Here is a 13,699-nt window from a genome sequence, read left to right as displayed (position 1 = left end):
CCCCTTAATAAGCAAACGGCGTTTCGCTAATTTCAAGTGCAATCGCCAGTTTACCTGAGTAATCTAGTCCAGCCATTAATAAACGGCCGAGATCATCTAGTTCAAAATGTGTGATGCCCTGTGCATAAACCCAGCCATGTGCCATTTTCAAGCCAACACGATGGGGTGAATCATCTACCACTTTAGCAAGTTCATAGTTGATTTTAGCATTACGAATAAAAGCACCTGCATTAAAAAATTTTTCATCAAAGTGTGCTGCATAAGAACCGTTCGTCGTCTCAAGATGGATATAAACGTCTTTGTTGGCGAAAGAATTCAATAATTCCTGTAACGTCTTTACTTGTACCTCTTGCATCTTAACACTCCTCTCGATTATTTCTATTTAAGTATAGTCAAAAAAGATGACAAAGGGAAATTGAAAGGCTTTTGTTGTCAAAATAACAATAAATGCTGTTGGTAAAATACAGAAATTTCTTTATCTTAAGATAATTATATTTACTATTTGTATAGGGTTAATTACTTGAAAAAGTTATTCTAATGTATCAATATAGGACACATGAAACGGGTTTATATAAATTGTGTCGTTATAATTTGTATGCGGTTTCATAAATAAAATATGGGGAGATTGATACTATGATTTATGCAAATCCTAATACTCCGGGCGCAGTAGTAAATTTCAAAGAAAAATATGATAACTTTATCGGTGGCGAATGGGTTCCTCCAGTAAAAGGGCAATACTTTGAAAATAAAACACCTGTAACAGGTCAAGTTTTCACAAAAGCAGCTCGTTCAACAGTTGAAGATATTGAGCTTGCTCTTGATGCAGCACATGCAGCAAAAGATGCATGGGGGAAAACAAGCGCAACTGAGCGTGCATCTATTTTAAATAAAATCGCAGATCGTATTGAAGAAAACTTAGAAAAGATCGCTGTTGCAGAAACATGGGATAATGGTAAAGCAGTTCGCGAAACTTTAAACGCAGATATTCCTTTAGCAATTGATCACTTCCGCTATTTTGCAGGTGTCATCCGTGCACAAGAAGGGCGTACAACACAAATAGATAACGACACTGTTGCATACCACTTCCAAGAGCCGCTAGGTGTAGTTGGCCAAATCATTCCTTGGAATTTCCCAATCTTAATGGCTGCTTGGAAAATTGCTCCTGCACTTGCAGCAGGTAACTGTATTGTGATGAAACCAGCTGAGCAAACGCCAGTTTCATTATTAGTGTTAATTGAAACAATTCAAGATATCCTACCAAAAGGCGTACTTAACATTGTAAACGGCTTTGGTGTTGAAGTTGGTAAACCACTTGCAACGAACAAACGAATTGCAAAAATTGCATTTACTGGTTCAACAGCAGTTGGTCGCCAAATTATGCAATATGCAACTGAAAATATTATTCCTGTAACGTTAGAGCTAGGGGGTAAATCACCAAACGTATTCTTTGAGGACGTAATGGCTTCAGATGATGAATATTTAAATAAAGCAATTGAAGGCTTTGTGATGTTCGCATTAAACTCAGGTGAAATTTGTACTTGTCCTTCACGTGCACTTGTTCAAGAGTCCATTTACGATAAATTTATTGAACTAGCAATAGAACGCGTAAAAGCTATTAAAATTGGTAATCCATTAGATACCGAAGTCATGATGGGTGCTCAAGCTTCTAACGAACAAAAACAAAAAATCCTTTCTTACTTAAAACTTGGTAAAGAAGAAGGTGCTGAGTGCTTAATTGGTGGAGAAGAAAATATTCTTGCAGGCGATCTTGCAGGCGGTAACTACATTAAACCAACAGTATTCAAAGGTCATAATAAAATGCGAATCTTCCAAGAAGAAATCTTTGGTCCAGTGCTTGGCGTAACTACATTCAAAGATTTCGATGAAGCAATGGAAATTGCAAATGATACAGAATATGGTTTAGGTGCTGGTGTTTGGTCACGTTCTGGTGACATTGCATATCGTGCAGGTCGAGCTATTCAAGCTGGTCGTGTGTGGACAAATACTTATCATCAATATCCAGCAGGTGCTGCATTTGGTGGATTCAAACTTTCTGGTATCGGTCGTGAAAACCACGCAATGATGTTAGATCACTACCAACAAACTAAATGCCTTTTAGTGAGCTACAAAAAAGAAGCACAAGGATTTTTCTAATACCAGAGGATGAATAACAACATGGTAGAACGAGTTACTGCAACAATAGAGGCTTTAAATTTGATAGAACTAATTAAGAGTCGGCATGGCGCTATCATGTTTTATCAATCTGGGGGTTGCTGTGATGGCTCTGCACCGATGTGTTATGTAGAAGCAGACTTTAAAATTGGTGAAAACGATATCTATCTTGGTAAAATAGGTGACGTTCCTTTTTACATTCATAGAGCGCAATATGAATATATTAAGCATACGCAATTGATTATTCATGCGATTGAGGGAAGAGGTGCAAGTTTTTCTTTAGATAGTGTTGAAAATATGCATTTCATTACGAACTCTAGAGTATTCACAACAGAAGAGTATAAAGAAGTAATAAAGCTCTTTTAACTTCTTTCAGCGCATGTTTTGTGTAGCGACAGGTAAGGAAGTCTCCCATCACTATAGATGGTGAGATGAATGCGAGTTTAAGTTACTATTTCAGCGGGTGTCCAAACACCTGCACCTGTCGCTACGCTTTCGGTTTAATAGACATTTGCTGAAATAGAGGATCTCAGTCTAAGAACGCCACGTCCTGTGGCATTACCGAAATGGTCGACATCGTGTCAACCCTCATATAGGCCTAAGCATAAAGCCGAATCTAGACGCAATTATGCCGAAGTATAATTGATGGCATCCTTTAATCTATGAAGATGTATCGAGCAATATTCTTGAAAAAAATATTGAAATATATCAATATAATAAAGGTGAAAGCAATTTTGTACAAAATGTGTCGTTTTGTATTGTTTGAGGTTTCACAACCGAAAAGATACTGCGACCACGATATCTTCTTGAATTGACGGATAAGAAGTGCATAGTGTTGAAGGGAATTTAAAACTAGGTAATAACGAATTCTATCTTGGTACAATAGATGACGTTCCTTTAACATTTTATGCATGGACACGGCAAGGAAAGAAGACGGAAAGCTAATTATCATAGTATAGTAAAAAGCCGCGATTCTCTTTTATGACGGAGAATCGCGGCTTTTTATAATGTTTGGTTTTTGGGAGTATGTATTTGTTAATATCGGTTGAGTTTTCGTTCAATGGAATCTAGACGATTGTTGAGATGTTGTAGATGCTTGTGCATGTTTCTAAACTGTAAATTTTGATTTTGTGCGTTTGAGGTTCTTGTTTGTTCCAGTTGCTCTTCCTCTTGCAATGCTAAAATGGTGGAGAGGGTTGCTAATGAATATCCTATTGTTAAAATCATTGAAGATATCACTTCTACTTTGGTAGACGTTATATCTCCAGCTAGAATACCTGTGCCTTCACCTAGGAGACCGGCTTCTTGACCACCTAGATTAGTTGGATCAACATTTATGTTTTGTTGTTTACGTCTTTTCATTTTTCTCCCTCCCATATACAGCTAATATATGGTATAGGAAGAAGTAGCGTATCTTGTCCTGAGCTTTTTACATTTGAGTAATAATCCCCTAGGTTCTAAGTGTGAATTTCTTAATTTTCTGTCAATTTATTTGATTTTTATGGAAAATTAGAGCAATATAGTGAAAATAAACAGTCGTTTTTAGGGGGGATAGATGTGAATAAAGACTTTAAATATTGTAAAGAATCAAGAGTCATGCGTACAAGTCGGGTTTTTCCGAATGATATTAACAATCATAATACACTGTTTGGTGGTCGATTAATGAGTGATATCGATCAAGTAGCTTCAATTTCTGCTGCGAAGCATAGTCGTAGAGATTGTGTAACAGCCTCAACGGATTCAGTAGACTTCTTGCATCCAATACGCCAAACTGATTCTGTATATTTCGAATCATATGTATCGTGGACAGGAACATCTTCAATGGAGGTTTTCGTAAAGGTTATTTCTGAGAATTTGAAAACGGGTGAACGAAAGGTAGCTGCTACAGCATTATTAACCTTTGTTGCATTAGATGAAAATAATAAACCAACTCCAGTTCCATCTGTCATTCCGGAAACAGTAGAGGAGACAAAGCTACATGAAACCGCAGCTGTACGAGCAAAAGCGCGTGCAGAGCGTAAAAAGGAAAGTAAGGCTTTGGCCAAATTCATTTCGATGAACAATCCATGGGATTAACAGCTCGAAATGATGGAGAACCACTATATGTAAAAGAGGCATCTGATCTTCAGATGCCTCTTTCGTCATTAAATTTCAGTCACCGTTACTTGTGGTGCGCCAAAACGAGATTTAGCACCGTGCATAACTGGTCCTACATAGTCATTTAATGCCCAACCGTGAGCGATTGCAGCTGAAACAAATTCTTTTGCTTCAATTACAGCCTCTTTTACTGAAAGACCGTTTGCCAAGTTTGCTGTTACTGAAGCAGCAAATGTACAGCCAGCCCCGTGGTTATAAGTAGAAGCAACTTTTTCAGATTCTAATAAGTAGAATTTTTCACCGTCGAAAAACAAGTCAGTCGCTTTTTCAGTAGCTAGCGCTTTTCCACCTTTAATGACAACAGCTTTAGCACCAAGTTCGTGGATTTTACGAGCAGTTGTTTTCATTTCCGCGATTGTTTTCGGTGTTCCAGTCCCAGCTAATTGTCCAGCCTCAAACAGGTTAGGTGTTGTAACTGCAGCTAATGGTAAAAGATGTTGAATCATTGCATCTGTGTTACCAGGGTTCAATACTTCATCTTCTCCTTTACATACCATTACAGGGTCAATAACAACATTTGTCGTACCAGATTTCGCAATAGCATCACCTGCAATACGAATAATCTCTTCCGTTGACAGCATACCAGTTTTTATTGCGTCAATGCCTGTTGACAGAGCCGTATCGATTTGTTTTTGCAAAAGTTCTGTAGGTAATGGCGTTACGTTATGAGTCCAACCGTTTGGATCCATTGTTACGACAACCGTTAATGCCACCATGCCGTATGTGCCGTGCTCTTGAAATGTTTTAAGGTCGGCTTGCATACCTGCGCCACCTGATGTATCTGAACCAGCAATCGTTAAAGTTTTTTTAAGAACCATGTGGAAGATCTCCTTTATAGATGGAATTTTTAAAATTATCATCTAGTATAGTCTTATCCTGGTTGTATAAAAATAGTCAGTATTATATATTTTTATATGGTCAGTTTAACTTCTATCAGTAGAAATCTCCGCCTATATATAGGAAAGGAGTTCATATAGGGTGTTAGCTTAACATCATCGCATCCATCCATAACTGACCTGCAAGAAAAAATACAGTCCTTATGAAGGCCTAAACTAAAACTGATTTTGGACTTAATGATGCCAATGTATAATTGAATTGAAGCTTGAATTCGACATTATTTTTTTGTACCGTTGTAAGAAGAGAAAGGGGCTTATATTAAGATGAAACAAGCATTCCCGAATGATTGGCAAGCAATACTTGCAGAAGAGATAGAAAAAACATACTTTACAAAGCTCTGTCAATTTGTAGAACATGAGTATTCAACACAAGCAATTTATCCACCGATGAATGATATAATGAATGCATTTTATACAACAGCTTATCAAGATGTGAAGGTCGTAATTTTAGGTCAGGATCCTTATCATGGACCAAACCAAGCACATGGCTTAAGCTTTTCGGTCATGCCAGGAATCTCACATCCACCAAGCTTACGAAATATGCTAAAAGAGTTACAGGATGATCTTGGCTGTCCAATCCCTTCAGACGGAACATTAACAAAATGGGCACAGCAAGGTGTAATGTTATTAAATACTGTATTAACTGTTCGTGAAGGCGAGGCGAATTCCCATAAAGAACAAGGCTGGGAGCAATTCACGGATGCTGTCATCGATAAATTAGCATCTAGAGATAAACCCGTTATTTTTGTACTTTGGGGTAGACCAGCACAACGAAAAAAACAATTAATTGGTCAATACTCAACGCAACATATTATTTTAGAAGCGCCTCATCCAAGCCCACTAAGTGCTTATCGGGGGTTTTTTGGCAGTAAACCATACTCGAAAATCAATGCACAGCTAGAGGAATGGGGAGAGCAACCGATTGATTGGTTCCTAGCTTAGTGTTCTTTATCTTCATTAAGTAAATGTTTGTGTAGCGACAGCAACAAATGTTTTCTGTGCGAAAGCGAAGCGTCAGCAACAAATGTTTTCTATGCGAAAGCGAAGCGGCTCGTTAAAGCGAAATTGAAGCGCTTATCGTTTCGTGTTACATTTAATAATAGAAGAAAGTGGGGGACAACGATGAAGGTGAATTGTTTCAAATGTCAATATTTTAAAGTAACATGGGACCCGCAAACTCCACGGGCTTGTGTAGCGTATGGCTTTAAAACAAAGCAAATACCATCCGTTGTCGTTAAACAATCCTCTGGCACAGACTGTCTGAAATTTATGCCAAAAGCAGAAAGTGGGGGAATGCAATGATTCCTTATCAAGCCGTTATTCAACAACTTGAAAAACAATTATCCGGTGTCAAAAATACTGGAGACGAACAACAAATTCGTGAAGCCTTAACAGCAATCCGAGCATTATGCGATGTGGTATTAGACACATCTGACGGCATTTCTAAAGCGCAGTCAAAACATTTGCCACAAATGCTAGTGTCAGAGCCGAAGCAACCAAGTTTATATACAGCAAAAATTGAAGAAGAAGACGGAGCAAATGGCGATTCAATTTTTGACTTTTAATCATGATTAAAGGTAGGGAAATGATATGAAAAAATTTATCGTGACAGGTGCACTTCATGGCTTTTTAGCAGTGGCACTAGGTGCATTTGGTGCACATGCTTTAAAAGAAGTTCTAGACGATTATAGTCGTGGGATTTGGGAAACAGCTGTGCAGTACCAGATGTTTCAAGCTACGGCAATCCTTATCATTGGACTATTGATGAGCTCTAAAATACTAGGTGAGGTCAAGCAGTTAAATTTAGCAGGAATCTTTTTCAACCTAGGGATTGTCTTCTTTTCGGGAAGCTTATATGTACTGGCAATCAGCGGCGTTAAAGTTCTAGGTGCCATCACACCAATTGGTGGTGTTCTATTTTTAACTGGCTGGGTTCTAATTATAGTAGCTGCGCTTAAACATGCTCGATAAAAATCAGACTACAAATTTACTCCTTCACACTATGTGTGAGGGAGTTTTTGTTTTTTACGGATAACAACTAGTAATGAATCAAGAGAATTTTTCTTCCGGATCAACAATATAATTACTATAGAATGGTAGTTTTAATTCCTATTGTTTTTGTAAGGATTTATAGTACACTATAATTATCAAATAAGTTCGACAAATAAGAAGTGAGGTTTTGTGATATGGAGAAGCTTTTTACTTTACTAGATAATAACTATGATGAAATGGTAGCGATTCGTCGTCATCTACATGAATATCCGGAATTATCTTTTGAGGAAGTGGAAACACCAGCGTATGTAGCGGCTTTTCATCGAGCGTTAGGACATGAGGTTCGTGAGCATGTAGGTGGACGGGGTGTTGTTGCAACTTTATATGGAGGGAAGCCAGGTAAAACAGTAGCATTACGCGCTGATTTTGATGCATTAGCCATTCAGGAGGAAAATGACGTTCCTTATAAGTCAAAAGTAGATGGTAAAATGCATGCATGTGGACATGATGGTCATACTGCGACATTACTAGTGCTTGCTAAAGTGCTTCATGCATTGAAAGATGATATTGCGGGCAATGTAGTTTTCATTCATCAGCATGCAGAAGAAATGGCGCCAGGTGGAGCAAAACCTATGATTGAAGATGGCTGCCTAGAAGGAGTAGACGTTATTTTCGGTACACATTTATGGGCACCAACGCCATTGGGCGATATATTGGTGAGAGATGGGGCAATTATGGCTGCCGCGGATAAAGTGGAAATTACGATTCAAGGTAAAGGTGGTCACGGTGCGGAGCCTCATCATTCTATTGATGCAGTTACTCTTGCGTCACAGTTTGTAGTTAATGCACAGCAGATTATATCTCGACGTATCGATCCATTAAAATCAGCCGTCTTAACAATTGGTCATTTTGAGGCCATTAATCCTTTTAATGTGATTGCAGAGCGAGTAGTATTAGCTGGAACAGTCCGAACTTTTGAGGAGCCGGTACGCAAACAAATGGAGCAAGAGCTTGAGGCCGTTTTAAATGCTACTTGTTTAGCCTTTGGTGCAAGCTATAATTATCGTTATACGAGGGGCTATCCACCTGTTTACAACCATGTGAAAGAAACAGAATTTGTTGCACAACTTGCGGTAGATATACCAGGAGTAGAAAATATTATAACGTGCCCACCATTTATGATTGGTGAGGATTTTGGGTATTATTTAGAGAATGTACCAGGTACATTTTTCTTCACGGGTGCTAAAAAGCCAGAATGGGAAGTGGCATATCCTCATCATCATGCACGCTTTGATTTTGATGAACGTGCAATGTTGATTGCTGCCAAAACTTTAGGAAAAGCAACATTGCAATTTTTACAAGAAAATCAATAGTTAGCTCCATTAAATAAAAATTAGCATGCTAGGAAGTATCCTACCATGCTAATTTTTATTTAATGGTAAATGCCCACGTAGATTCCTCGTTTCATACGAAAAACATTTGCGGGCAATCAAAAACATGAGACCTAATTGGGAGTCACAACGAAACTGTATTGCAACGAAGTATGAGCAAGAAGTAGCGAAGGAGCACCCTTTTGCTCGGTCCTCCTTGCTATTGAGGAGTGGAATTTAGAAAATACGAACTTATGAATAGCTCATTTCAATTATGGAGTTTGGTCAAAGTATGCCATTTCCTCATCATATTCAGCAAAATCAAAGTAAATCATTGGGAATAGGAAACGATGATTCGATTTGAGTTCACGTAAAATAACATGATCTCTACCAGCAGCTTCTACAACGCCTCGCACTACTTTCGTGTTTTTTCCTGGCTCAATCGCATGCTCGAAGGAAAAATGGAAAGTACCAGGTTTTCCACGATTCAAACGAAAAATATTTTCAATATACGATTGCTCCCGTCCAGGTTGGCGTGCTCCAGGAAGTACCTGTGGAGGCACTTGAGGCATTTGTTGTTGTTGCGTTGTCGGTGTCCAATAATAAGGCATCATAAGTTATCAACCTTCTTTCTTTTAGATTTGAGGACAATCTTCTTCGGTTGGCGAGAAGAAGCAATGTGCTTTGAATCTTCCCGTGTTCCACTGACCATACCATTGTGCTGGACAATCTCCCTCAGGTCTGAAAAACCATAGTGAACGTGTTGCTGGATGGAATCTTTCACCTTGAATAACTCTCCTTGCTAATCGAAGGTCTTGATCACGTGCTCGCTGATAAAAGTAGCCTTTTAGTGTCGCTTCAAAGCCCCCTGGACGCTGATATACCATTTGTTCAATTGTACGAACATCTGTAAAATCTAAACAATCTGCTCGTACACGATTGACGCCAACATTGCCGACCATCAGCATACCTTGGTTCCCTTCACCCTCTGCCTCGGCACGCATAAGCCTTGCTAGCATGGCTGTTTGTGCATCATTCGTTTTGATAACAGCGATTTTTACTCCTCCTCGCAGACAGTATATGCATGATGGTATCGTAGACATGTTCAATTTCGATGAAAGAAATTCACAGTTTAAAATGGCTAAGCATATATTAATAATGACGAGCCGTATGTAAAAGAGGCGAAAAAAATTTTTTATTCATGACTATAACGTGGAGTTGAATCGCACAGACCTGACCGTGTATGTTTATCCTTCATTTCTTTACTACGTTAGTACCAGAAATGAAGCTAACCCCCAAGGAATCTACCAGCTATTAAATGGCATGCTTTTCAACTTTGGTGTTACGCGTATAAAAATGGGTAAAAAGAGAATAGAAACTATATCGGGGAACGTGAGATGGGCATTGCATGTGTATTGAATACATGTGAGGTGACAGGGTATGGAGATTGGTGTTTGGGTAGGTATTTTGTTGAGTGCTGTGCTGGCATTTTTAGTGGGGAGTTTTTACGGACAGCCACTCCATTGGTATCTCTTTATACTAATAATCGTAGTCGGATTTTTCATCAATACGATTATATTAATTTTGAAAGTTAAAGATGAAAGGTCTTGAAGCGCAGCACGGTCATATGAAAATAAGAAAGTGTCGTCCATTACGATGACACTTTCTTATTTTTTTAATTGAATAAATGGAATCTGATGTTTTGCAAGTATATTAAAAATAAACGGTGACATACTAAAGTTGAAAATTATTTTTTTGCTTTCATGAAGGAGTGTTATAATGCATACTTTTGGTACGTTTGTAGCAATTATCATAAGTGCATTCATCGCCGTTGGGATAGCAGAGTACTATCAGCAACCGTATAATTGGTATTTAGTTTTCCTAATGATTCTAGCTGGTTTTTTTATTCATACAATTATTTTAATATTGGAATCAGAGAACAGCGAAGAAAGCGAATATTAAAAAATGCGAGTCCGATTGGTGGACTCGCATTTTTATATTTAATTAAACAGTTAATAATTTCACAAGTTTTTCTTGATCAAGAAGGTTACCAACGAAGAATGCGCCAAACTCACCGTAGCGAGCTGAAACTTCATCAAAACGCATTTCATATACTAATTTTTTGAATTGTAGTACGTCATCTGCAAATAGAGTTACGCCCCATTCGTGATCGTCGAAGCCAACAGAACCAGTAATGATTTGTTTTACTTTACCAGCATAGCCACGACCAATCATACCGTGAGAACGCATTAGCGATTTGCGTTCATCCATTGAAAGCATGTACCAGTTGTCATTGCCTTGACGACGCTTATCCATTGGATAGAAGCATACATGCTTAGCGCGTGGAAGTTCAGGATATAGACGAGCACGCACATGTGGATTTTGGTAAGGATCTTCGTCTGACTCACCTGCTAAATAGTTAGAAAGCTCTACAACAGATACATATGAATATGTAGGAATTGTAAAATCAGCAATCGCTAATTTATTGAATTCAGCTTCAAGCTCTTGTAGTTCTTCCATTGTTTCACGTAAAGTCATAATCATAAAGTCAGCTTTTTGACCAACGATTGCGTAAAATGCATGGGCACCTGTTTTAGCGATATCAGCTTCGTTTAATTTTTCTAAATATGCAATGAATTCTTCTACTGCTGCTTGGCGTTCTTCAGCAGAAACTAGTTTCCATGAAGCCCAATCGATTGAGCGGAAATCATGTAAAGCGTACCAACCATCTAAAGTAATAGCTGCTTCATTCATTATTAAAAACACTCCTTTATAAGTGAATATCATTCGAAATTTAGTTTATCATAGTTTGTACAAAATCCCTAAGTTCATGATTGCATTTCACGAATTTGACACCTTCCATAGATAATGTATTCTAAAGAGAAGAGATGTAAATAGAGGAGCTCCAATCATGAAAAGTATTTTACAACAGCCGATTTGGCGTTTTTACGATCAATCCATTAGCGCGAAGCAAAGATCGCCGCTTGAATCCTTTGCAACAGACGATACTTTATGTCAGCTAGTTGGGCAATTAGCCTCTCCGCCAACTATTCGTACATGGGTACATGATGCATCTGTTGTGCTTGGTATTCAGGATCACCGTTTACCATATGTGCAGCAGGGCATGGATTTGCTTAAAGCACAAGGCTATCAACCTATTGTACGCAATTCAGGCGGATTAGCAGTTGTGCTGGATGAAGGTGTACTGAATATTTCAATTGTATTATCTGAACAAACGGAAGCGCTAAGTATTAATGATGGCTATGATGTAATGGTAGCTTTAGTAAAAAGCTTGTTCCCTGAAGTAGCAGATCAAATTGAAGCCTATGAAATTGTAGGCTCCTATTGTCCAGGTTCCTATGATTTAAGTATTAAAGGAAAGAAATTTGCTGGTATTTCTCAGAGACGTTTACGTCAAGGTGTAGCAGTGCAAATTTATTTATGTGTTGAAGGAAGCGGTTCAGATCGAGCTGCACTCATTCGTGACTTTTATGAGGAAAGTCTAAAAGGAGAGGAAACGAAATTTACGTATCCTAATATTGACCCTGATGTGATGGCGTCATTGTCTGAATTAATGGATGTATCATTAACAGTGGAAGCTGTTGTTTTTCGTTTACAGCAACTTCTTAACAATATGGCAGAAGAAATTCAAGTTGAATCTTTTCATGATGAAGAAATAACGCTATATGCGTTTTATTTACAACGTATTTTAGAACGAAATACGAAAATGCTTGAACCGAAGTGATGAAGCGAAAGCCTTGAGCGGATGTCAATGAGAGATCGTTGCAAAAAAAAGCGATGCTGCTAAATAAGCGCATCGCCATTTTCTTGTGTATAAGGGCTACTTACAACGAGATTTCCGTTTTTCTCCATTTTGAAAACAGGTGCAATTCGTTCGTCCTCTTCATCTAGTGTGACTAGTCGTCTAGCACGGTTCATAATTTGTACAAATTGCTCGTAATCTTTTCGAATAGCTCTATTTTCTTCTTCTAGCTGTGTAATGGTTTTCTCTAGTTTTTTATTTTTCTCAGATGTTACGTGTACTAGCTGTCTCCATTTTGTAGACTCATTACCTATTTCACCAGAGTGCTGTAAACGTAATAAATAGGCTATGACAATATCAAGATTTAATGCAGATAGAGGAATTGATTTACCCTCTGCGGCACTACTATTAACTGTAAACATACTAGAAGCACGGCGTCTTGCTGGAGCTCCCAACACTCGCATTCTTTCTTTTCTTTCCTTTTTTGCTTCTGATAATTGTTCCTCGTATTCTTTACGAACAACAGCATTCCAACGAAAACCACATGCAGCAGCAGTACGATTCAAAGCATCACCAGCTTCTTCAAAGGCATTTAACTGTGTACTACCTTCCGTCACATGGCGAATAACCGCCTCTGCTAACAATTCATCGTTTTCTTCTAACCAAGCATCTTGTCTAACTTTACTCATATTAAAATCCTCCCACCTTTATTTGGAACTTTTTATTTACAACTAGCATGACCAATCTTTTAACCTTTTATTCATCCATGTGGAAGGAATTATGCTTGAATACAAGGGGAATAATGCGATACAATACCCGTTGTAGGTTTGTACGTATGCTACATACTTAAATATGTGAAAGTCATACGTTCAATAGAGACGAATTTTTGATTTTTTGATTAAAAAATACTATATAGAAAGGGTTGTTGACAAAATGGCAAACGAATTTAAAGTTTGCGATGAATGTCAGGCCGTTAACTTAAAAACGTTAATTCCAAAATTAAAGGAAATCGATCCTGATGCAACCATCGAAATTGGCTGTCATTCTTATTGTGGCCCAGGACGTAAAAAAACATTTACCTTTGTAAATAGCCGTCCTGTTGCTGCATTAACGGAAGAAGAACTAATGGAAAAGGTTTTAGCAAAGTTAAAAAAATAAGTAAAACAAAACGCTATCTTCACTAGTCTAGTTGAAGATAGTTTTTGTTTGGATTTTTATTGTCGATGGATAGAATCGATGAAGTGACGGAAGTAAGAGTTAGAGCGACGGATAGAATCGCCAGAGCGACGGATAGAATCATCAAAATGACGGAAAGAAGAGTTAGAGAGACGGAAAGCCATGCGGGCGAC

At 38.2% G+C, this 13,699-nt stretch carries 19 protein-coding genes; 11 read left to right on the top strand and 8 right to left on the bottom strand.

The annotated features are described in order from the left end of the window. Positions 1-4: 4 nt before the first annotated feature. Positions 5-355, bottom strand: coding sequence for a YojF family protein (locus tag ABNX05_RS16430; RefSeq protein ID WP_079559334.1), 351 nt, complete (start codon positions 353-355; stop codon positions 5-7). Between the two features lie 278 nt (positions 356-633). Between ABNX05_RS16430 and exaC the strand changes: the two genes are divergently transcribed. Together exaC and ABNX05_RS16420 are read left to right on the top strand one after the other, a co-directional pair. Beyond that, complete coding sequence (exaC, locus tag ABNX05_RS16425; protein WP_349660696.1) at positions 634-2,154, top strand: acetaldehyde dehydrogenase ExaC; 1,521 nt, start codon at positions 634-636, stop codon at positions 2,152-2,154. A 21-nt stretch (positions 2,155-2,175) separates the two neighbouring features. Then, positions 2,176-2,538, top strand: coding sequence for a DUF779 domain-containing protein (locus tag ABNX05_RS16420; RefSeq protein WP_349660695.1), 363 nt, complete (start codon positions 2,176-2,178; stop codon positions 2,536-2,538). Positions 2,539-3,207: 669 nt separating this feature from the next. Here ABNX05_RS16420 and ABNX05_RS16415 read toward each other — a convergent pair. After that, the gene (locus ABNX05_RS16415) at positions 3,208-3,534 is read right to left on the bottom strand and encodes a hypothetical protein (RefSeq protein WP_349660694.1); all 327 of its coding nucleotides are present in this window, start codon (positions 3,532-3,534) and stop codon (positions 3,208-3,210) included. A gap of 234 nt (positions 3,535-3,768) precedes the next feature. Here ABNX05_RS16415 and ABNX05_RS16410 point away from each other — a divergent pair, with 234 nt between their 5' ends. Then, positions 3,769-4,248, top strand: coding sequence for an acyl-CoA thioesterase (locus ABNX05_RS16410; protein ID WP_349660714.1), 480 nt, complete (start codon positions 3,769-3,771; stop codon positions 4,246-4,248). Positions 4,249-4,316: 68 nt separating this feature from the next. Here the strand turns inward: ABNX05_RS16410 and thiD are convergent, their stop codons facing one another. Beyond that, the gene (thiD, locus tag ABNX05_RS16405; RefSeq protein WP_349660693.1) at positions 4,317-5,147 is read right to left on the bottom strand and encodes a bifunctional hydroxymethylpyrimidine kinase/phosphomethylpyrimidine kinase; all 831 of its coding nucleotides are present in this window, start codon (positions 5,145-5,147) and stop codon (positions 4,317-4,319) included. A 342-nt stretch (positions 5,148-5,489) separates the two neighbouring features. Here thiD and ABNX05_RS16400 point away from each other — a divergent pair, with 342 nt between their 5' ends. From ABNX05_RS16400 to ABNX05_RS16380, 5 genes are all read left to right on the top strand, one after another. Beyond that, complete coding sequence (locus ABNX05_RS16400; protein WP_349660692.1) at positions 5,490-6,167, top strand: uracil-DNA glycosylase; 678 nt, start codon at positions 5,490-5,492, stop codon at positions 6,165-6,167. A 180-nt stretch (positions 6,168-6,347) separates the two neighbouring features. Next, the gene (locus ABNX05_RS16395; protein WP_349660691.1) at positions 6,348-6,527 is read left to right on the top strand and encodes a uracil-DNA glycosylase; all 180 of its coding nucleotides are present in this window, start codon (positions 6,348-6,350) and stop codon (positions 6,525-6,527) included. Further along, complete coding sequence (locus tag ABNX05_RS16390) at positions 6,524-6,790, top strand: YwdI family protein (RefSeq protein ID WP_349660690.1); 267 nt, start codon at positions 6,524-6,526, stop codon at positions 6,788-6,790. The genes ABNX05_RS16395 and ABNX05_RS16390 overlap by 4 nt, the downstream gene beginning before the upstream one ends. A gap of 25 nt (positions 6,791-6,815) precedes the next feature. Further along, complete coding sequence (locus ABNX05_RS16385; RefSeq protein WP_349660689.1) at positions 6,816-7,196, top strand: DUF423 domain-containing protein; 381 nt, start codon at positions 6,816-6,818, stop codon at positions 7,194-7,196. 215 nt (positions 7,197-7,411) lie between these two features. After that, positions 7,412-8,590, top strand: a complete 1,179-nt coding sequence (locus ABNX05_RS16380) for a M20 family metallopeptidase (RefSeq protein WP_349660688.1) — start codon at positions 7,412-7,414, stop codon at positions 8,588-8,590. 269 nt (positions 8,591-8,859) lie between these two features. On the opposite strand, the gene gerQ is transcribed toward ABNX05_RS16380, so the two are convergent. Both gerQ and ABNX05_RS16370 read right to left on the bottom strand, forming a co-directional pair. Then, positions 8,860-9,201, bottom strand: a complete 342-nt coding sequence (gene gerQ / locus ABNX05_RS16375) for a spore coat protein GerQ (RefSeq protein WP_349660687.1) — start codon at positions 9,199-9,201, stop codon at positions 8,860-8,862. 21 nt (positions 9,202-9,222) lie between these two features. After that, positions 9,223-9,606, bottom strand: coding sequence for a cell wall hydrolase (locus ABNX05_RS16370; RefSeq protein ID WP_386830027.1), 384 nt, complete (start codon positions 9,604-9,606; stop codon positions 9,223-9,225). 760 nt (positions 9,607-10,366) lie between these two features. Here ABNX05_RS16370 and ABNX05_RS16365 point away from each other — a divergent pair. Then, complete coding sequence (locus tag ABNX05_RS16365; RefSeq protein ID WP_079559343.1) at positions 10,367-10,549, top strand: hypothetical protein; 183 nt, start codon at positions 10,367-10,369, stop codon at positions 10,547-10,549. Positions 10,550-10,591: 42 nt separating this feature from the next. Here ABNX05_RS16365 and hemQ read toward each other — a convergent pair whose 3' ends face one another. Further along, on the bottom strand, positions 10,592-11,341 hold the full coding sequence (gene hemQ, locus ABNX05_RS16360; RefSeq protein ID WP_349660685.1) for a hydrogen peroxide-dependent heme synthase: 750 nt from the start codon (positions 11,339-11,341) through the stop codon (positions 10,592-10,594). A gap of 157 nt (positions 11,342-11,498) precedes the next feature. Here hemQ and lipL point away from each other — a divergent pair, with 157 nt between their 5' ends. Then, entirely contained in the window at positions 11,499-12,332 is an 834-nt protein-coding gene (lipL, locus tag ABNX05_RS16355) for an octanoyl-[GcvH]:protein N-octanoyltransferase (protein WP_349660684.1), read from the top strand. A 59-nt stretch (positions 12,333-12,391) separates the two neighbouring features. On the opposite strand, the gene ABNX05_RS16350 is transcribed toward lipL, so the two are convergent. Then, a complete protein-coding gene (locus ABNX05_RS16350) occupies positions 12,392-13,039 on the bottom strand; it encodes an RsfA family transcriptional regulator (RefSeq protein WP_349660683.1) in 648 nt (215 codons plus the stop codon). 244 nt (positions 13,040-13,283) lie between these two features. On the opposite strand from ABNX05_RS16350, the gene ABNX05_RS16345 reads away from it, so the two are divergent. Then, the gene (locus ABNX05_RS16345; RefSeq protein WP_049667962.1) at positions 13,284-13,508 is read left to right on the top strand and encodes a YuzB family protein; all 225 of its coding nucleotides are present in this window, start codon (positions 13,284-13,286) and stop codon (positions 13,506-13,508) included. A 56-nt stretch (positions 13,509-13,564) separates the two neighbouring features. On the opposite strand, the gene ABNX05_RS16340 is transcribed toward ABNX05_RS16345, so the two are convergent. After that, positions 13,565-13,690 carry a hypothetical protein gene (locus ABNX05_RS16340; RefSeq protein ID WP_349660682.1) on the bottom strand — a complete coding sequence of 42 codons (126 nt, stop codon included), beginning with the start codon at positions 13,688-13,690 and terminating at the stop codon, positions 13,565-13,567. Positions 13,691-13,699: the final 9 nt, after the last annotated feature.

It is taken from the genome of Lysinibacillus zambalensis (assembly GCF_040183165.1).
Taxonomy (GTDB): domain Bacteria; phylum Bacillota; class Bacilli; order Bacillales_A; family Planococcaceae; genus Lysinibacillus; species Lysinibacillus zambalensis.
The sequence above is the reverse complement of the archived record's forward strand: the minus strand, read 5'-3'. Positions and strand labels throughout refer to the sequence as shown.